The sequence below is a fragment of the Empedobacter sp. UBA7494 genome (assembly GCF_002478465.1).
Classification (GTDB): domain Bacteria; phylum Bacteroidota; class Bacteroidia; order Flavobacteriales; family Weeksellaceae; genus Empedobacter; species Empedobacter falsenii_B.
Map to the genome: position 1 here is coordinate 1151 of NZ_DLOC01000033.1, position 18868 is coordinate 20018.

Annotated in this window: 18 protein-coding genes; 12 read left to right on the top strand and 6 right to left on the bottom strand. The window is 31.9% G+C overall.

The window, feature by feature from the left end; genetic code table 11:
- Together B4E95_RS03060 and B4E95_RS03065 are read left to right on the top strand one after the other, a co-directional pair.
- Window positions 1-2938, top strand: a 2938-nt coding sequence (locus tag B4E95_RS03060; protein WP_291089849.1) for an efflux RND transporter permease subunit, incomplete at its 5' end; no start/stop codon positions are given.
- 2 nt (window positions 2939-2940) lie between these two features.
- The gene (locus tag B4E95_RS03065) at window positions 2941-4347 is read left to right on the top strand and encodes an efflux transporter outer membrane subunit (RefSeq protein WP_219033973.1); all 1407 of its coding nucleotides are present in this window, start codon (window positions 2941-2943) and stop codon (window positions 4345-4347) included.
- 57 nt (window positions 4348-4404) lie between these two features.
- On the opposite strand, the gene B4E95_RS03070 is transcribed toward B4E95_RS03065, so the two are convergent.
- From B4E95_RS03070 to glsA, 5 genes are all read right to left on the bottom strand, one after another.
- Window positions 4405-6054 carry a B12-binding domain-containing radical SAM protein gene (locus B4E95_RS03070; protein ID WP_291089852.1) on the bottom strand — a complete coding sequence of 550 codons (1650 nt, stop codon included), beginning with the start codon at window positions 6052-6054 and terminating at the stop codon, window positions 4405-4407.
- Between the two features lie 29 nt (window positions 6055-6083).
- On the bottom strand, window positions 6084-6791 hold the full coding sequence (locus B4E95_RS03075; protein WP_084106814.1) for a peptidylprolyl isomerase: 708 nt from the start codon (window positions 6789-6791) through the stop codon (window positions 6084-6086).
- 52 nt (window positions 6792-6843) lie between these two features.
- On the bottom strand, window positions 6844-7803 hold the full coding sequence (locus tag B4E95_RS03080; protein ID WP_291089857.1) for a YeiH family protein: 960 nt from the start codon (window positions 7801-7803) through the stop codon (window positions 6844-6846).
- Window positions 7804-7876: 73 nt separating this feature from the next.
- Entirely contained in the window at window positions 7877-8770 is an 894-nt protein-coding gene (locus B4E95_RS03085; RefSeq protein ID WP_219033970.1) for a LysR family transcriptional regulator, read from the bottom strand.
- Between the two features lie 6 nt (window positions 8771-8776).
- Complete coding sequence (gene glsA / locus B4E95_RS03090; protein ID WP_371875726.1) at window positions 8777-9718, bottom strand: glutaminase A; 942 nt, start codon at window positions 9716-9718, stop codon at window positions 8777-8779.
- Window positions 9719-9902: 184 nt separating this feature from the next.
- Between glsA and B4E95_RS03095 the strand changes: the two genes are divergently transcribed.
- Window positions 9903-10919 (top strand): YCF48-related protein, encoded by a 1017-nt coding sequence (locus tag B4E95_RS03095; protein ID WP_219033968.1) that lies wholly within the window; start codon window positions 9903-9905, stop codon window positions 10917-10919.
- A 246-nt stretch (window positions 10920-11165) separates the two neighbouring features.
- A complete protein-coding gene (locus B4E95_RS03100; protein WP_115000360.1) occupies window positions 11166-11582 on the top strand; it encodes an OsmC family peroxiredoxin in 417 nt (138 codons plus the stop codon).
- A 51-nt stretch (window positions 11583-11633) separates the two neighbouring features.
- Here B4E95_RS03100 and B4E95_RS03105 read toward each other — a convergent pair whose 3' ends face one another.
- On the bottom strand, window positions 11634-13484 hold the full coding sequence (locus B4E95_RS03105) for a CocE/NonD family hydrolase (protein ID WP_291089860.1): 1851 nt from the start codon (window positions 13482-13484) through the stop codon (window positions 11634-11636).
- 173 nt (window positions 13485-13657) lie between these two features.
- Here B4E95_RS03105 and B4E95_RS03110 point away from each other — a divergent pair, with 173 nt between their 5' ends.
- From B4E95_RS03110 to B4E95_RS03145, 8 genes are read left to right on the top strand one after another with little or no spacing between them, the layout of a single operon-like run.
- Window positions 13658-14104: an SRPBCC domain-containing protein gene (locus B4E95_RS03110; RefSeq protein ID WP_219033967.1), complete on the top strand. Its 447-nt coding sequence runs from the start codon at window positions 13658-13660 to the stop codon at window positions 14102-14104.
- A gap of 22 nt (window positions 14105-14126) precedes the next feature.
- A complete protein-coding gene (locus B4E95_RS03115) occupies window positions 14127-14534 on the top strand; it encodes an SRPBCC family protein (RefSeq protein WP_291089863.1) in 408 nt (135 codons plus the stop codon).
- 12 nt (window positions 14535-14546) lie between these two features.
- Complete coding sequence (locus B4E95_RS03120) at window positions 14547-14729, top strand: VOC family protein (RefSeq protein WP_291089866.1); 183 nt, start codon at window positions 14547-14549, stop codon at window positions 14727-14729.
- Window positions 14730-14732: 3 nt separating this feature from the next.
- Window positions 14733-15188 (top strand): hypothetical protein, encoded by a 456-nt coding sequence (locus B4E95_RS03125; RefSeq protein WP_280035816.1) that lies wholly within the window; start codon window positions 14733-14735, stop codon window positions 15186-15188.
- Window positions 15143-16123, top strand: a complete 981-nt coding sequence (locus B4E95_RS03130) for a DUF1801 domain-containing protein (RefSeq protein ID WP_291089870.1) — start codon at window positions 15143-15145, stop codon at window positions 16121-16123. Before B4E95_RS03125 ends, B4E95_RS03130 begins: the two co-directional genes overlap by 46 nt.
- Window positions 16123-16587, top strand: coding sequence for a DUF1801 domain-containing protein (locus B4E95_RS03135; RefSeq protein WP_038330627.1), 465 nt, complete (start codon window positions 16123-16125; stop codon window positions 16585-16587). Before B4E95_RS03130 ends, B4E95_RS03135 begins: the two co-directional genes overlap by 1 nt.
- 3 nt (window positions 16588-16590) lie before the next feature.
- Complete coding sequence (locus B4E95_RS03140; protein ID WP_038330630.1) at window positions 16591-17247, top strand: DUF2461 domain-containing protein; 657 nt, start codon at window positions 16591-16593, stop codon at window positions 17245-17247.
- 28 nt (window positions 17248-17275) lie between these two features.
- The gene (locus B4E95_RS03145) at window positions 17276-17722 is read left to right on the top strand and encodes a VOC family protein (protein ID WP_280050962.1); all 447 of its coding nucleotides are present in this window, start codon (window positions 17276-17278) and stop codon (window positions 17720-17722) included.
- Window positions 17723-18868: the final 1146 nt, after the last annotated feature.

Sequence of the window (18868 nt, forward strand, 5' to 3'; positions counted from 1 at the left end):
AGGAATGGATTATATTTCTTCTACTGCCTCTAATAACGGTTCTGCTTCTATTGATGTTGTATTTAAACCAGGTGTAGATGGAGATATCGCACAGGTAAACGTACAAAACCGTGTGGCACGTGCTACACCATTATTACCTTCGGAGGTAACTCGTTCAGGGGTTGTGACACAAAAACAACAGACATCAGCATTGATGTTTGCTTCGTTTAGTTCAACAAACCCCAAATACGATGAGATTTATCTTCAAAATTATTTGAACATCAATATTATTCCAGCCTTAAAACGTGTAAACGGTGTAGGGGATGCAACTGTGTTTGGTGCGATGACTTATTCTATGCGTATTTGGTTAGATCCTTCTCGTATGGCAAGTTATGGTTTAGTTCCTTCTGAAGTTTCTGCAGCTTTATCTCAAGAATCTCTTGAAGCTGCTGCTGGTTCGTTAGGAGAAAACTCTGGACAGTCATTCCAATATACAATTACATATTCTGGACGATACAAGACAGAAGATCAATATCGTAATATTGTTATTAAATCTTTACCAAACGGACAGGTTCTAAGATTAAAAGATGTAGCAAATGTAGAATTTGGTGCTCAATCTTATGCAGGACGTTCTGCAATGGATGGGGATCCTTCTGCTGTATTTGCTGTTTATCAAACACCAGGATCTAATGCACAAGAAATTATTGTAAACTTGAGAGCTGAGTTAGAAAAAGCTTCTAAATTATTACCAGAAGGAGTTTCTTACACTATCTTAATGGATACAAATACATTCTTAGATGCGTCTATTTCTAAAGTTGTTCACACAATGATAGAAGCGTTTATCTTAGTATTTATTGTTGTATATATTTTCTTACAAGATTTCCGTTCTACATTAGTACCATTGATTGCGGTACCAGTGTCTATTATTGGTACATTCTTTTTCCTTAATTTGGCAGGATTCTCGTTAAACTTATTAACGTTATTTGCCTTAGTACTCGCCATTGGTATTGTGGTAGATGATGCCATTGTTGTGGTGGAAGCCGTGCATGCTCGAATGGAGTCTCATCACGAAGCTCCTATGGATGCAACAAAAAATGCGATGGATGAAATTTCTGGAGCAATCGTTTCGATTACATTAGTAATGTGTGCGGTGTTCGTACCAGTAACATTTATCTCAGGACCAACCGGAGTATTCTACAAACAATTTGGTATTACTTTAATTGTTGCCATTTTAATTTCGGCATTAAATGCCTTGACATTATCTCCAGCATTGTGTGCTTTATTCTTAAAACCACATCAAGAAGGAGAGCAAAAACGTAACTTTATTCAGCGATTCTTTGATGCTTTCAATGCTTCATTTGATCGTATGACACATAAATATGGTAATTCATTCAAATTTTTAATTAAACACAAATGGATTTCATTCTTATTGATTATTGTAAGTGGTTTAGGAATTTGGGGTGTTGGAAAGATGATGCCAACAGGTTTCGTACCAACTGAAGATAATGGGTTTATTATTGGTAATATCGAGTTACCAGCGGGTGCTTCTATGGACCGTGTATATGAAGTTGAAAAAGAATTCCAGAAAAAAATTGAAAAAATTCCTGGATTAGATAAAGCAACAATTATCTCGGGTAACTCTATTATTTCTGGAGCTGGTTCTAACTATGGTATGATGTTCATTAAATTGAAGCCATTCGAAGAACGTACAACAGATGCTTTATCAGTACAATCAATCATTGGACAATTATTTGGTGCTGCAGCTCAAATTCCTGATGCTCAAATGATTTTCTTCCAACCACCATCAATTCCAGGTTTTGGTATGTCTTCTGGTTTCGAGTTGAAATTATTAGATAAAACAGGTGGAGATATTGCTGATTTTGATAAAGTTGCAAAGGAATATATTGGTGCTTTAATGCAACGTCCAGAAATTATGTATGCTCAAACATCTTTAAACACAGGTTTTCCTCAATACGAAATCGATGTTAATATTGAAAGAGCAAAACAATCTGGTGTTTCAGTAAGTTCTATTTTCTCAACTTTACAAGGATATATTGGAGGATTATATGCAGCTGACTTTACACGTTTTGGTAAACAATACCGTGTGTACATTCAAGCTTCACCAGATGATCGTATCAATGAAACAAGCTTAAATAAAATGTTCGTGAAAACGGATGCAGGTTCAATGACACCAGTTTCACAATTTGTGACTTTAAAACGTGTGTATGGTCCTAACTCTGTTAACCGTTTCAACTTATTTACATCAGCTAATATTACAGGAGCAGTAAAACCAGGATTCTCTACAGGTGATGCGATTACAGCAATTAATCAAGTTTCTGAACAAACATTATCTACTTCTTATAGTACTGACTTTACAGGTCTTACTCGTGAGGAGATTAATTCAGGTTCTCAAACAGCAATGATTTTTGCTTTATGTATCGTATTCGTGTACTTTATCTTATCTGCACAATATGAGTCTTATGTTTTACCATTCGCAGTATTATTATCTGTTCCTTGTGGTATGATGGGTGCATATTTATCTCAATGGTTAGCTGGATTAGAAAATAATATCTATTTCCAAATTGCCTTAATCATGTTGGTTGGGTTACTCGCTAAAAATGCCATTTTGATTGTAGAGTTCGCTTTACAAAGACGTGTACACGGAATGTCAATTGTTCAGGCAGCTATAGACGGAGCTAAAGCTCGTTTACGTCCAATTTTGATGACATCTTTTGCCTTCATTTTAGGATTAATGCCATTAGTATTTGCAACAGGTGTATCATCTGCTGGTAACCGTTCTGTAGCTACTGGAGCAGCATTTGGTTTATTGGTAGGTACAATTTTAGGTTTATTTGTTATTCCAGTATTGTTTGTTGTTTTCCAAACATTACAAGAAAAAGTTAAACCAGTTAAATTTGATCGTCCACAAGAAGAAATTGAACATAATAATTCAATCTAAAAATGAAAAAGTACAGAATATTTAATATTACTTTAATCGCAGCTGGATTGTTTGCTGTTCAATCTTGTTTCGTAGCAAAAGATTATCATCGTCCTGAAGCTGTTGTAAATGAAGCAAATTTCAGAACAGATGTTATTGCAAAAGACAGTGCAAGTGTTGCAACTGTTTCTTGGAAACAAATTTTTACAGATACTCAATTACAAGCTTTGATTAATCAAGGTTTACAAAATAATTTAGATATACGTTCAGCACTGCAAAATATTGCAGTTGCTGAGGCGTATGCTAAACAAGGTAAAGCAGGTTATTTACCAACTTTATCTGTAGGTCCGAAATATACGTTTACAGAAAACTCTCGTAATACTCAATTTGGTGCATTGATGTCAAAACGTGCACAAAGTCAATACGAAGTTTCAGGGAACTTAAGTTGGGAAGCAGATATTTGGGGTAAAATTAGAAGTAATCAACGTGCATCTGCTGCAACTTATTTGCAAACTGTAGAAGCACACAAAGCGGTAAAAACGCAAATTGTTGCATCTATTGCAAATGCGTATTACAACTTATTGGCTTTAGATGAGCAAAAAAGAATTTTAGATAAAACTTTAATCAACCGCGAGCAAAGTTTAGAAACAACGAAAGCTTTGAAAGAAGCTGGGAATGTAACAGAAGTTGCAGTTAACCAAACAGAGGCGCAATTGTTCAATGTGAAATCATTATTGGTTGATGTTGAAAATGGAATTAAGATGAATGAAAATGTGATGAGTATTTTGTTAGGAACAAATCCTCAATCTATTAATCGTACAAACTTAGCTTCTCAAAAAATTGACGAAAAATTATCTGTTGGTGTTCCAGCTCAATTATTAGAAAATCGTCCTGATATCAAAGCTGCAGAGTTTGGATTGATGAATGCTTTTGAGAATGTTAACGTTGCGAATGCAAGTTTTTATCCTTCTCTTTCTATTACTGCAACAGGTGGTGTACAAGGAATTGATATCGATAAATTATTTAGTGCGCAATCTTTATTTGCAACGGTGATCGGTAGCTTAACTCAACCTTTGTTACAACAACGTAAATTGCGTACGCAAAAAGAAGTTGCTTTAGCAAATCAAGAAAATGCTTTGATTAATTATAAAAGCAAAATCTTAAATGCAAGTAAAGAGGTTTCTGATGCGTTATACACATACGATGCAGCAACGAAGAAAGCTGAATATAAACAAAAAGAATATCAATTATACAATCAAGCAATTACCTATTCTGAAGAATTGTTAAACTACGGTATGGCAAACTATTTAGAAGTAATTACAGCAAGAGACAATGGGTTGAATGCTGAATTGAATGTTGTTGATGCGAAATTATCATCTTTATCATCAATGGTCGAATTATATCGCGCTGTTGGAGGTGGATGGCAATAAGCAATTCTAATCTTAAGAAAAAAACCTCTCAAATATTTGAGAGGTTTTTTTATACTTCTATTTCTCTAAAACTTCGCAATGAATAATATTGTGAGAAGTTCCTACAAATTCTATTAACCAATTTTCAGTAGTTTCTTCAATTCGATTTTCATCTTTCCAAATTAGATAATCAAATGAAATTGGAATCGAAACAAATTTACTTTTTGGATGAGAAGCAAGTTCACTCAAATCTTCTTCAATTTTTTGTTCCATTTCAAATAAATCTTTTGGTTTTGATTTATGAAAACTATAATAATCAATCGCGATTAATTCTAATATAATTTTGTCGTTTGTAAATGTTTGCGCAAAATCGTAAATCGTTTGAAAAACATCGTTCAAGGTATGTTTGTGAAACAAATGATGCTGCTCAAAATATTGTCCTAATCCCATCAAATAATCGAAAATAGAATACTTTTGACTAATATATTTCAGCGTTTCTGGCGTTCTTGGTTTGTTCCAATAAATCTCCAGAGCATTTTCTAAAGCAGTAATATTTTCTAAATCATTTTCACTTAAAAAATCACTTTTTATAATTTGATAAGGCGGCATTGGATCAAAATGGTAACCATAGTTTTCATATTTTTGACGAACTGGAGTCCCTTTCAGAAATTTCAGAAAACCTAATTGCAATTCTGGTGGATATAGTTTAAAGGTTTCTTCGAAACTAAATTTCAAATCATCAATATATTCCAAAGGTAAACCAACAATCAAATCCAAATGCATCTCGATTCGATCTTTTAATTGATTGATAACATTTGACGTTTTTTCAAAATTTTGCTTGCGCGAAACTTCTCGATTACTTTGTTGATTAACGGTTTGAATTCCGATTTCGAAACGGAAAAGATTTTTTGGCACTTTTTCGTTGATGAATTTTATAATATCAGGATGAACAATATCTGCTGTAATCTCGAACTGAAAAACATTTCCTTCACGATAATGATCCAAAATAAATTGAAACAATTCAATCGTAAAATCTCGTTTTATGTTAAATGTACGATCCAGAAACTTGATTGTTTTCCCGTGTTTCATCAAATACAACAAATTTTCTTTGATGGTTTCCATCGGCAAATAGCGCATTTTATTGTCTAAACTTGCCAAACAAAACTCACATTTATAAGGACATCCACGAGAAGTTTCGATGTAACAAACCTTCTTTTCCAAATCCGCTGGATTATCGTATTGATAAGGATTTCGACCTTTTAATCGATTAATATCAAATTGAATATTTTGTACATTGTAAACAACTTCGTTCTCTTTTTTGTAAACTAAATTCGGTACATTTTCTATTGCGGGATAATTTGCTGCAAATTCCTCGAACGGAATTTCTCCTTCACCTACAATGATATAGTCGATATAATCATTTGCAATCACATCATCATATTCGTAACTAACTTCTGGTCCACCCAACAAAATTTTAGTTTCAGGAGAAATTTGTTTGATTCGTTTACAAACCTCTAACGTCTGCGTAATATTCCAAATGTAGCAACTAAAACAGATAATATTGTATTTAGCGCATTTTTCTGCAACTTCATCAAAGTCAGATTTAATCGTAAATTCTTTCCAAAAAATATTTCCACGATGATGATTCAAATCGTACAAAATACGAATTGCCAAATTGAGGTGAATATATTTTGCGTTTAAAGTCGTTAATAAAATTGATGGTTGCATAATTTGTAATTGATTTGCAAAAATAATAATTAAAAACCAATCGCTGTGCCGCCCAAAGAAACACTTGTTTTGTTATATTTTGTAGGCGTTTTTTTCTTTTTCACTTTGATTGAAAAAATAACAGGTTCTAATGGTAATTCGTTCTTTGTTTCAACTTCACTAATTTTCATGACTTTGTCTAAACCTTTTGTAATTTCTCCAAAAACTGTAAAATCATGATCTAAACGAGGCTGTCCGCCATTTTTTAAATATTCAGCGCGTTGTTCTGCTGTAAATTTGATTCCTTTTTTAGTTTCCAAATCATCTAATTCTTTCGCTGTAATTTTTTTTCCTACAACAAAATAAATTTGATTGTAATAAGAAGCTTTTTCTTTATTTCCATCTCGACCAGCACCTAAAGCTCCCATTTTATGAAAAGCTTTCGGATTAAATTCTGGCGCTAAACGAATCGGTTTTTGCTCTGGATGTTCGGCTTCTCGCGCCAAAATAGGATCATCTAATTCGCCTCCTTGAATGACGAAATCTTTCACAACTCTGTTAAATTGTGCATTTGTATAAGTTCCTTTATTAATCTCACTCAAAATCAAATCGCGATGTTTGGGAGTGAAATCATATAACATTACATCAAATTTTCCGTAATTAGTTTTGAATTTTAAAGTATAGGTTTGCGCAGAAACAAAACTCGAAATTGAAAATCCAATTCCGAGAGCAATATTTTTTAATAATCGATGATTCATTGTAAATTTTCTTGTTCTAAAGATAACAACAAATATAGAAATCTGAATGATTTTAAGCTAAATTCATAATCATAATTAAACTTCCAACACCAATAATTACCCATAAAATAATCGCCATTAATAACGGTTTGTAGCCGATATTTTTCATCATTTTGAATGATAAACTTGTGCCGATTAAGAATAATGTAAGCGTAAGAGCAGCTTTAGATAGATCGATAATAATTGGACTAAATTGATGGACAAAAGGTACATAGGTATTCACACAAATAGCGATTAAAAATAGACCAATAAACCACGGAATATTAATTTTTGATGTGTTGTTTTTGAAAAACAATAAGGTTAAAAACGATAATGGAATAATCCAAAGTGCGCGAGCTAATTTCACTGTTGTAGCGATTTGTAAAGCTTCTTCTCCGTATTTACTTGCTGCTCCAACGACAGAACTTGTGTCGTGAATTGCGATAGCGCACCATAAACCAAATTCGTGTTGAGATAAGTTGAATAAATGTCCAAGCGGTGGGAAAATCAATAATGCAATTGAGTTTAATGTGAAAACTACTGCTAAAGCAACCGAAATTTGATTGGATTTTGCTTTTGTAATTGGCGCGATTGCAGCGATTGCACTTCCTCCGCAAATTGCTGTTCCAGCGGAAATTAGGTAGCCTGTAGCTTTTTCAATTTTGAAGAGTTTGGTAAATAAAAATCCTAAAATCATCAACGTAGAAATACTTACAACGGTGAATACAATTCCTTCTTTTCCTGCTTGTATAGCCGAAAAAATATTCATTCCGAATCCTAAACCTACCACAGCAACTTTCAGTAAAGTGTTTGATACTTTTCGTGATTGTACTTCGTATGGATTTCCAAATATTTGCGCAACAACAAATCCTAAAACTAATGCGATAGGAGAGCTTATAAAAGGCATTAAACATAGAAATGCACAAATTAAAAAGATAACTTTTTGTGTAGTGAATTGTTGAAATAAGCCTTTTTCTGAATGTATAATTTTCATGATTTGAATAATTTTATGGTACAAATTTCTTGTACTTATTATTCAAAAAGAAATGATAAAAAGTAATCTATTATTACTTTAAGTTATAACTATTGCAAAAATTAATAAACAAATTCACCAATTTAGATTGATCACCTTCTGGAATGATAAAATTGAAATTACGTTCTATCACAAGGTTTTTAATGTCAATAATAGTTAAAGTTTGATTTTTAAGTTCTTGTAAAATAGATTGAATTGATAAAAACGCTAAAGCATCAGAATGTAACACATACGATTTTATACTTTCTGTACTTCCCAATTGAATTTCGATATTGAGTTCATTTAGCTTTATATTTTTCGATTTTAAAGCTAAATCAATGGTTTCTAAAGTTCCAGAACCAGGTTCCCGAAAAACCAACGGAATGTTCTTTAAATCATCTAATTTGATATTATTTTTGGTAAAAATAGAATGATTTTGACGAGAAACTAACACAATTTCATCTTTCATAAACGGAAAATAATGAAACGTTCTATTTTTGATTTGAGCTTCAATTAAACCGACATCGATTTTATGATTTCCTAATAATTCTTCAATTCTTTCCGAATTTTGAATCACCAAACTCAATTGAATTTCAGGAAATCTTTTTCGAAATTCTGCCAAAATAGGAGGTAATACATATTGCGCAATTGTCGTACTTGCACCCAAACGTAAAATTCCTTTTTGTTTTTCTTGTAATTGCCCAATTTCAAATTCCATTTTTTGATAAACAGAAAAAATTTCTTCTGTATATTTTAATAGAATTTCACCAGCTTTGGTCAATTTTATTTTCGTCCCATTTCGTTCAAATAACTTAATGTTAAGATTTAATTCAATTTCTTTAATGTGTTTTGTAACAGCTGGTTGTGTTATGTTTAATTCGTTTGCTGCTTTCGTGAAATTCAATCGTTTAGCAACCGTATCAAAAACTTTTAATCTAAAATCGAACATAAGAAATTATTGAAATAAGCTTAAATTGTATTGCTTTACCAAATCCAAAATCATATGATATCCAGCTGCGGAATTCCCATGTTCGTCAAGTGCAGGACTGAAAACGCCGATACCAATTTTGTTTGGAACGGAAACGGTAATTCCGCCACCAACGCCAGATTTACTTGGTAAACCAACGGTGCGTGAATATTTGCCACTAAATTCATACATTCCAGCAGTCAACATTTGAGATTGAATTAACTGTGAGATTTCTGGATTTTTATACGTTGCATCACCATCAAAACGTGTGCATTGATGCGCAAAGAAATAACCAATTTTAGCTAAATCTTCGGCAGTTACTTCGATAGAACATTGTTTGAAATAGTTGTTCAACTTTTCTTCATCACCTTCAATCAAGCCATTATTTTTCATCAAATAAAACATTCCACGATTTTTGTGTCCCGTTTCTTTTTCAGAATTATAAACGGATTTGCTATAATCTATCGAATTATTTTTGGTGATGTAGCGAACCATTTCAAGGATTTTTTTGAAAGGAATTTCACCTTCACCATCAATCATAGAAGTTGTTAAAATCGCACCAGCATTCATCATTGGATTCAGAGGTTTTCCTGTCGTTTCAAGGTTTGCGTAATGATTAAATGGTTTATCTGTTCCGAAATAACCCATTTTAGAAAATACATTTTTCTCCCCTTTTTCTGTAACAGCAATCATCAACGCAATGATTTTAGAAATACTTTGAATTGTAAATTTTTGATTGATATCGCCAACATTTATCACTTTACCATTTTCATTAACTACAGAAAAAGCAATTTTATCCGCTTGCATTTTTCCTAATTCTGGAATATAATCGGCAACTTTTCCTTCTTTGTAAAAAGCTTTATTTCTCTCAAGAATATCGTTTAATGTTTTTTCATTAATCTGTAAACTTCTCGAACTATTTTTTGACATATTTTGTCCATAAACAGTTTGATTAATTGGATTAAAACATGTTAAAGTAAGACTTAGAAGTAATGTTGAGAATGTATATCGTTTCATTTTATTTGATGTAAAACACAAACTTAAAAAATATTTGGTTGATTCGCCGAGATAAAATAGTTTTATATAAAATGTAGAATCTAAAATTTATAAAAAAATGAAATATTTCGTCCTATTGTTATCGAGTTTGTCTTTTGCGCAAACCTATCAAGTGATTAATGAGGAAAATTCGTCTGTTAGTTACCGAGGTTTGGCTTTTCAGGATGCAAAAACGTTTATTGTTTCTGGCTCAAAAAATACAATTGGTAAAACGATAGATGGTGGTAAAACATTTAGTTGGATTAACCCGAAAGTTGTTGAAAATAGAGATTTTAGAGATGTAGAAGTTTTAGGAAAAGATAACTATTTAGCTTTAGGAATTGATTCTCCTGCTTATGTTTTGCAAACGAAAGATGGCGGAAAATCATGGAATAAAGTGTATGAAAATAATGAAAAAGGTATTTTTTTAGATGCAATTTATGTGGATAAAACTTCGAAAAAGATTATTGTCTTGGGCGATCCAATGTCGCCAGATAAACCATTTGTATTAACGTCTTCGATTACTGATCCGACAAAATGGGAAGTTGCAAAATCGCTTCATGGTCAACCTTTGCGTTTAAAAAATCCGAAAGAAGCTTTTTTTGCTTCAAGTGGAAGTAATTTGTATGTAGATGCAAAGCAAACCTTGATTGTGACAGGAGGAGAGCTATCGAATTTATACTATTATACGCCAAAAGGTGGTCAAATGTATGCGTTAGAGAAAACAAAAAGTTCTACTTCTGGAATTAATGGAATGGCTTATGACGCAACAAATAATGTAGGATATTTGGTTGGTGGAGATTTTACAAAACCAGAAGATTCGAGCTATAATTTCTATAAATTTAAGTTGACAAATGGTAAAATTGCTTTTCAAGATTCATGGAAATATCCAACAGGATATAAATCTGGCGTAACAATTATTTCAAAAGATAAAGTCTTGGTTTGTGGCTATTCTGGAGTGGATTATTCAGCAGATGGAGGACATAATTGGACAACTATTACACAAGATAGTTACAATACGTGTACAGTTTCGCCAGATAAGAAATATGTGATTTTGGTTGGGAATAAAGGAAAGATAGGAAAAGTTACGTTATAAAGATTTTCTAAAATTAAAATTAGATTAGAAATTGATTTTCAATTTTATAAATATTAGTTTCTTAGTAAATTTGAATAACCTAATACAATTCATAGTAAAGGGTGGTTAGTAGTTTTTTTAGTAAAAGTTCAGATATTTTTTATCTGAACTTTTTTCGTTAAAATTATTCTTAAAGTTGAGAATTAATTCTTCTTATGATTTCATAATCTTTAACTTTAATAAAATTCAATCTAAAAAATATTCAAAATGAAAAGAAGTGCAAAAGCAGTTTGGAATGGTTCGGTTACAGAAGGATCAGGAACATTAACCACACAAAGTACAGTATTAGATAATACGCAATATTCGTTCAAAAGTCGATTTGAAGAAGGAGTAGGAACAAACCCAGAAGAACTTCTGGCAGCGGCTCATGCAGGTTGTTTTACAATGAAAACTTCTGCATTACTTGGAGACGCAGGTTATACAGCAGAAAAATTAGAAACCGATTGTAAAATTGTTTTTGAAGGAGGAAAAGTTGTTCGATCAGAATTAAGTTTAACAGCAAGTATTCCTTCGATTACAGATGAAGAATTTCAGAAAATAGCAAAAGAGGCAGAAGAAACCTGTCCGATTAGTGTTTCATTTAGTTTCGAAAAAGTGTTGATTTCTGCAGTTTTAGTTGAATAAATTGATAGAATCAAAATAGAAAATCCAACAAATTACTTGTTGGATTTTTTGTTATTTCAAAACTGGAATTTCGATGTAAGAATCGTGATAAATTCGTTGTGTTTGTTTCAAGAAATCTTTCGCGGTTGCTTCATAAACATTCATAAATTGTTGCGGATTGCGGTCTGCTAAAGGAAACCATGTATTTTGAACTTGAATCATAATACGATGTCCTTTCTTGAAAGTATGTCCAACATCTGGCATAGAATACGTTACATTTGTTTTCAGATTAGGAACCATTGCTTCGGGTTTTTCAAAACTATTGCGGTATTTTCCTCGCATAATTTCGGCACGAATCAAATTTTGATATCCAGCCATCAATTTCCCATTATATTTTGGTGTATCTTCAGGAAAAACATCAATCAATTTTACTACATAATCAGCATCTGTTCCTGTTGATGAAACAAATAAATGATTTATAATTGGACCTGTGATTGTCATATCTTCCGTTAAAATATCGGTTTGATAAACCATAACATCAGGACGAGTTGACGCAAATCGTTGATCATCGACCATATATTCTCGTGGACGACTTTCTAAAACACCACCTTGATATGGAACAGGATTATTTGGATCTGCTACATATTCATCAAAACTTGTATTATTAGTCTGTTGAAAAGATATTTTTCCGTTGGCTTGCAAATACATTTTCTGAGTTGTCACATTCTTTGGTGGCCAAGTATCAAACTGTTTCCATTCGTTAGAACCTGTGATAAAGATTTGCGCTTCTGTCGGTTTGAAATTTCCTTTATCTTTTAAATAATAATTGAAAAAAGGTAATTCAATTTGTTGCTGATAATATTCACCTGTTGGCGTTCCAAACTGCATATCGCCAAACGTATCGGCTTTAGAGCGAACCCAACCACCATGAAACCATGGTCCAGCGACCAAAATATTTGTCGCATTCGGATTTTGCTTTTCAATTGCTTTATAAGTTTCAAAAGCACCATAAACATCCTCTGCGTCAAAGAAACCACCAACCGTCATCACAGCAGGTTTCACATTGGTAAGATGTGGCAAAGGATTTCTATCTTGCCAAAATTGATCATAATCAGGATGTGCAAACAAATCATTGTAGAATTTGATATTATCTTGAAAATATTTATCCTTCAATTCCTTTACAGATCCACCTTCTAAATAAAAACGGTAATTATCTTTGATTGGATATTCTAATGATTTTGGACCTTTATCTGGCGTAATTGGTTGCGGACGTTTTACACCAAATGACGACATAAATTTGAAAGAATCATTCAGAAATAATACACCATTGTGATGAAAATCGTCGCCTAAAAACCAATTCGTAACTGGTGCTTGTGGCGAAACAGCTTTCAAGGTTGGATGCGAATTAACTAAACTCATTGTTGAATAAAAACCAGGATAAGAAATTCCATAGATTCCAGCTTTTTGGTTGTAATTTTTCATGTTTTTTGCCAACCATTCCAATGTGTCGTACGTATCTGTACTTTCGTCAATCGCTTTTTTATTTTTCGTTTTATTAACAGGTCGTACATCTTCAAATTCACCCTCGCTCATCCATTTTCCTCTCACATCTTGGTAAACGAAAATAAAACCTTCGCGCATTTCTGCAGGGAAATTTCCAAGTGATTTTTTATACTCATCTGCTCCATAAGGCGCTACGGTATAAGGTGTTCGATTAAGTAAAACAGGATATTTTTTGGTTTGATCTTTTGGCGTATAAATAGCCGTGAACAATTTCGTTCCATCTCGCATCGGAATCAATTGTTCGGTCTTTTCATAATGCTCTCTAACATAGGCAGAATCTGCTTTTGCATCTTGCGCATAGCTAATTCCACTTGTCAAAATAAGACTAAGTAGAGTTGCTTTTTGAGTAAATTTTTTCACGTGTTTATCAATTTTACAATACTATAAATGTAAAAAACTTTTAAATTTTACACTTATAAATCGAATTATTTTCTACAAATGATTTCAATATCGATAAAGTTTTAATTATTTTTTATGAATTCGAAAATTCGAACACTTTTTTTGACTAAATTAGTTAGCCAAAATCAATTGAAATGAAGTTAACTGCAAAAGCAACAATTCAAATTCAGAAACCTAAAAATGAAGTTTTTGATGCGATTGTTAATCCAAATAAGATGAATCAATATTTTATCGCTTCTTCTACGGGTGCTATCGAAACTGGAAAAATTGTTGAATGGAAATTCCCTGAGTTTGATGATATTTTTCCTGTAATGGGAGGCGATTTAAAACAAGATGAATACATTTCGTTTGATTGGAGTGGCGGTGTTGATGATATGTTGGTGGAAATTTTTCTTGAAAAAGGAGAAAATGATTCGACAATTGTCAAAGTCATTGAACATGAAATGAATGATGATGAAGCTGGAATTAAGCAATTGATGGGACAAACAGAGGGTTGGGCGAATTTCTTGGCTTGTCTGAAAGCTTATCTCGAATACGGAATTAATTTGCGCAAAGGTGCTTTTGATTTTATGAAACCTTAAAAATCAACAAAAAACTATACGTATGATCACAATCGAAACAATAATAAATGCTCCAATAGATCAGGTTTGGAAAGCTTTTAATTCTCCTGAAGATATTGTAAAATGGAATCAAGCTTCTGATGATTGGCATTGTCCGAAAGCAGAAAATGATTTGCAAGTTGGTGGAAAATTAAACAGTACGATGGCTGCAAAAGATTGTAGTTTTCAATTCGAATTTGAAGCTAAATATGACGAAATCATTCCAAATAAATTTTTTCGTTATTATATCGCAGATGGTCGCAAGGTTGAAATAAATTTTCATGAAGAGAATAATTTAACCAAAATCACAGAAAAATTTGAACCAGAAAGTCAAAATTCTACTGAAATGCAAAAACAAGGTTGGCAAGCTATTTTGAATAGGTTCAAAAATTATGTTGAATCAAAACGCTAAAAATAGTAGAAGATGGATGAAAATAAATCAAAAATGGTCAAATGGTTTCCGTTGATAAATGTTGTGGAAAGTTTGCAAAAAGCGTTGGAAATGGGAGGGAAATCTATTCATGAGATTAAAAATAAAGAAGGAAATCTTCAATTTGCAATTGTAGAAGATCCTGCTGGAGCTGTTTTTGGATTAGCAAATGCTTAAAATATGAAAAAAGTATCGTTTACAGAAGTAATTTATGCGCAGCCTAAACATGTGCATAAAGTAATGATTGCGCCAGATTCGTATAAAATTTGGACGAAATCGTTTAGTGAAACTTCAGATTTTAAAGGAGATTGGTCCGAAGGTTCTCATGTTTATTTCACTTATGATACCGAGAAAGGTTCGGCAGCGATGATTGCTACAATAGATGAAAATATTATTGGAAAATCAATCAAAATGCGTCATATAGGAAAGCTGAATGAAGAAGGTCAAGAGATTTTTGATGGACCAGAAATTGATGCGTGGAAAAATACAGAAGAAACCTATAAAATGGAAGATGTAGAAGGTCATACACGATTAACCTGTTCGGTAGAAATAGATGATCAGGTTTTTCCAGAAGCTCAAGTCAGAGAAATGTGGATAAATGCACTGCGCAAGTTGAAAGAAATTTGCGAGGATTAATGATGATGGCAGATAATTTCACAACTATTGATGAATATATTCTTGGGTTTGATCAAGCTAAACAGGAGATTTTAGAAAACATAAGAAAAATTATTCACGAAACTGTACCAAGAGCAACAGAAACGATTAATTATAAAATGCCAACATTTCGTTTGAATGGAAATGTGATTCATTTTGCGATGTTTAAAAATCATGTAGGAATTTATCCTGGAGCTGAAACAATCGAACATTTTCAAAATAATTTAACCGATTATAAAACATCAAAAGGTGCAATACAACTTCCCTTGGATAAAGTTTTACCGAAGAAATTATTGAGAGAAATTGTGTTGTATAAAGTTAGTTTGATGAAAGATCAGAAAGCTGAAGAATGGACGAAATACAATGGTAATTGGGCAGAAGCGAATGAGAAAATTCAACAAGTTGTAAATGAAACGGAACTTGTAAAAGAGTTTAAATGGGGTGGAGATATTTATACGTTTAACAAGAAAAATGTGTTGGCATTTAGTGGTTTCAAAAATCATTTTGCGTTGTGGTTTCACAATGGCGTTTTCTTGAAAGATCAATATAAAGTTTTGGTGAATGCGAATGAAGAAAAAACGAAAGCTTTGCGTCAATGGAGATTTAATTCTGCCGATGAAATTGATGTCGAAAAAGTAAGAGAATATGTCTTAGAAGCGATTCAATTGGTGAAAGACGGAAAGGAAATAAAACCTCAAAAATCTGTACCAAAAGAAGTTGATGGGATTTTGAAAGAAACTCTAAATCAAAACAATAAATTATTTACTTCATTTAAAGCTTTAACTTCAGGAAGACAAAAAGAATACATCGAATATATTGATGAAGCAAAACAAGAGAAAACGAAAATTTCTCGCATCGAAAAAATAAAACCTATGATTTTAGAAGGAAAAGGTTTGAATGATAAATATCGAAAATAATGCAATATGAAGTCGCAAATTTAGAAGAATATTTAACGTCAATTCCAGTAGAAAGAAAAGAAGCTGTTGAGAAATTAATTAAAATTTTGGCAGATAAATTACCCACTGGTTTCGAGTTGCAGTTGAGCTATGGTCATCTTGGGTTTGTTGTACCGTTTTCACTTTATCCGAATGGTTATCATTGCGATCCGAAATCACCGTTGCCGTTTATCAATATTGCTTCTCAAAAGAATTTCATTGCGTTATATCACATGGGAATTTATATGGACAATAAATTGCTGAATTGGTTTGTTGATGAATATCCAAAATACTCAAAACGTAAATTAGATATGGGAAAAAGTTGTATTCGTTTCAAAAAAGTAGAGGATATTCCGTTTGAATTAATCGGAGAATTAGCGCAAAAAATTACGCCACAACAATGGATAGAAAATTATGAAAAAGTACTACTTAATCGAAAAAAATAAATCATGTCACAAATCGATAAATTTTTAAAAAAATTAGAAAAAAATAATAACCGCGAATGGTTTACAGAACATAAAGTTGAATTTGATACAGCGAAAGCTGAAGCAGATTCAATTTTCAATGTGATTTACCAAGAATTAAGTAAAAAGGAAGAATTAGAACCGCTTAAAATTTATAGAATTTATAGAGATGTTCGTTTTTCTCATGATAAAACTCCTTATAAAACTCATTTTTCTGCGCAAACAGGTCGCAAAAAGCCACTTAATAGAGGTGGGTATTATTTCCATATTCAACCGAATCATAATTTTATAGGTGTTGGTTTTTGGGGACCAGAGCGCGATGATTTGCTTCGTATTAGAAAAGATATTGAAGTTTCGGATGAATTAGCGAAGATTCTTCAATCCAAAACAATTATGAATGAGTTTGGAGAAATGCAAGGAGAAGAAGTGAAATCTGCTCCAAAAGGTTTTTCGAAAGATCATGAGCGAATTGAATTGTTGCGTAAAAAGCAATATTTATTTATCAAGAATTTCACGGATGAAGAAGTTTTAGCAAAAGATTTTCCGCAGAAAGTGGCGAAATCAATTCAGGTTCTTCAACCATTTTTGAATTATATGACAGAGGTTTTAACAACCGATGAAAATGGTCAACCATTATATTAAAAAAATAATCACAAAAAAACACTATATTATGGCTAAAGTACACGCTTACTTAAATTTTAACGGAGATTGCGAAAAGGCATTTCAGTTTTATGAAACTGTTTTTGAAACGCAAAATATTGGGATGTATAAAATGGTAGATATGCCGCCAAATCCAGAATTTCAGATTCCAGAAAGTGCAAAGGATAAAGTTTCGCATGTGGCATTGTTTATTAATGAAACAACAATGTTAATGGGTTCTGATATTATTGAAGAATTTGGACATCAATACAAAGCTGGAAATAATAATTACATTATGCTTGATGTTGATAATCCCGCAGAAGCGCATCAATTATATGATCGTCTTTCGGTAAATGCAAAATCGTTAGAAATGCCTTTGGCTGAGCAGTTTTTTGCTGAGCTTTATGCGTCTTTTATTGATCAATTTGGAACACCTTGGATGATTCATTTCGAAGGAAATAAAGCACATTCGATGTAAAATAAAATATTGTACTATTATTACAGATTTAATAACGAAATTGAACATTAATAAAATAAGTATGAAAGATTATCGAATTCATTTTTACAATCAAATTTTGGTGAAATCTTATTTATATCCATGAAATATAGCTTTTTACTTTTAATAATTATTTTTACTTCGTGCAATTCGTATAATGTAAATCGCCTCGAAAAAAATGTTTCTTTAAATGAAAATAATACTGTTCAACTTAATTTAGAGGAACAAAAAATTATGTCATTATAAAGAATGATTTTCCAGAGGGTACAGATAAACTTCATGAAAAAATTGACCAATCTGTAAAAGGATTATTTAATGATGAAAATACGATTGTTAATTCATTAGAGTTTTATGATGAATACTATAAGTCTGATGAATTTATGAATTTTATAAATCATGATACTTACTATGATTATGCATTTATTGTAGAGTTAAAAGTAGAACCGTATATTCAAGTAGCTCAGTATCTAAGTCTTAATAAAGCGAAATTACCTGAAGAAGGAAAAGTAGATATGGCATTGCTTTACAGGTTCTTAATTTAAAAAATAGAGAGTTATTATTTTCTCAGAAAATAAATTTTGAGTTAAATAATACAACATTAACTAAATCTCCAGAATTTATTACTTCTTATGAGGAAAATTATTTTATTAATAATTTTTCAGATATTTTTAGGAATATAATAAATTATTAAAACCGAGTTTAGCTCGGTTTTATTTCGCGCTACATTTTGCGTGATGATATACATGAAAATTGCATGAATTCCCAATAAAACACAATTCATTTGCCTTTTTATGTAGCGAAAGTGCTAACTCAGTTTGTGATGAATCAGAAATAATAATTTCAGGAAATAAATCTATTTTTACAATCTTTCCGCTTCCGTCAGGATTGACTTGCAATGTGGCCTGCGAATGATCTTGGTAAGAAATTACATCAATTTTATGTGCTTTTTGCCCAACACTAAATATGGCAATTTTTCATATCTTGTAGTATGTGTAATCTTCCCCTTGTTAAGAACACTTAAAAGTAGAGTTTTTATTTAATATTATTGTATTATTATTTTGATTAATTTGAAATGTAGGAAAATCATTAGGATTTTTGACCTTACCATATTTCAATAAAAAGTTTCTA

Excerpts from the sequence above, each read along its gene's own strand:
- B4E95_RS03065 (WP_219033973.1), top strand. The coding sequence starts at position 2,941 with ATGAAAAAGTACAGAATATTTAATATTACTTTAATCGCAGCTGGATTG.
- B4E95_RS03070 (WP_291089852.1), bottom strand. The coding sequence starts at position 6,054 with ATGCAACCATCAATTTTATTAACGACTTTAAACGCAAAATATATTCAC.
- B4E95_RS03075 (WP_084106814.1), bottom strand. The coding sequence starts at position 6,791 with ATGAATCATCGATTATTAAAAAATATTGCTCTCGGAATTGGATTTTCA.
- B4E95_RS03080 (WP_291089857.1), bottom strand. The coding sequence starts at position 7,803 with ATGAAAATTATACATTCAGAAAAAGGCTTATTTCAACAATTCACTACA.
- B4E95_RS03085 (WP_219033970.1), bottom strand. The coding sequence starts at position 8,770 with ATGTTCGATTTTAGATTAAAAGTTTTTGATACGGTTGCTAAACGATTG.
- glsA (WP_371875726.1), bottom strand. The coding sequence starts at position 9,718 with ATGTCAAAAAATAGTTCGAGAAGTTTACAGATTAATGAAAAAACATTA.
- B4E95_RS03095 (WP_219033968.1), top strand. The coding sequence starts at position 9,903 with ATGAAATATTTCGTCCTATTGTTATCGAGTTTGTCTTTTGCGCAAACC.
- B4E95_RS03100 (WP_115000360.1), top strand. The coding sequence starts at position 11,166 with ATGAAAAGAAGTGCAAAAGCAGTTTGGAATGGTTCGGTTACAGAAGGA.
- B4E95_RS03110 (WP_219033967.1), top strand. The coding sequence starts at position 13,658 with ATGAAGTTAACTGCAAAAGCAACAATTCAAATTCAGAAACCTAAAAAT.
- B4E95_RS03115 (WP_291089863.1), top strand. The coding sequence starts at position 14,127 with ATGATCACAATCGAAACAATAATAAATGCTCCAATAGATCAGGTTTGG.
- B4E95_RS03120 (WP_291089866.1), top strand. The coding sequence starts at position 14,547 with ATGGATGAAAATAAATCAAAAATGGTCAAATGGTTTCCGTTGATAAAT.
- B4E95_RS03125 (WP_280035816.1), top strand. The coding sequence starts at position 14,733 with ATGAAAAAAGTATCGTTTACAGAAGTAATTTATGCGCAGCCTAAACAT.
- B4E95_RS03135 (WP_038330627.1), top strand. The coding sequence starts at position 16,123 with ATGCAATATGAAGTCGCAAATTTAGAAGAATATTTAACGTCAATTCCA.
- B4E95_RS03140 (WP_038330630.1), top strand. The coding sequence starts at position 16,591 with ATGTCACAAATCGATAAATTTTTAAAAAAATTAGAAAAAAATAATAAC.
- B4E95_RS03145 (WP_280050962.1), top strand. The coding sequence starts at position 17,276 with ATGGCTAAAGTACACGCTTACTTAAATTTTAACGGAGATTGCGAAAAG.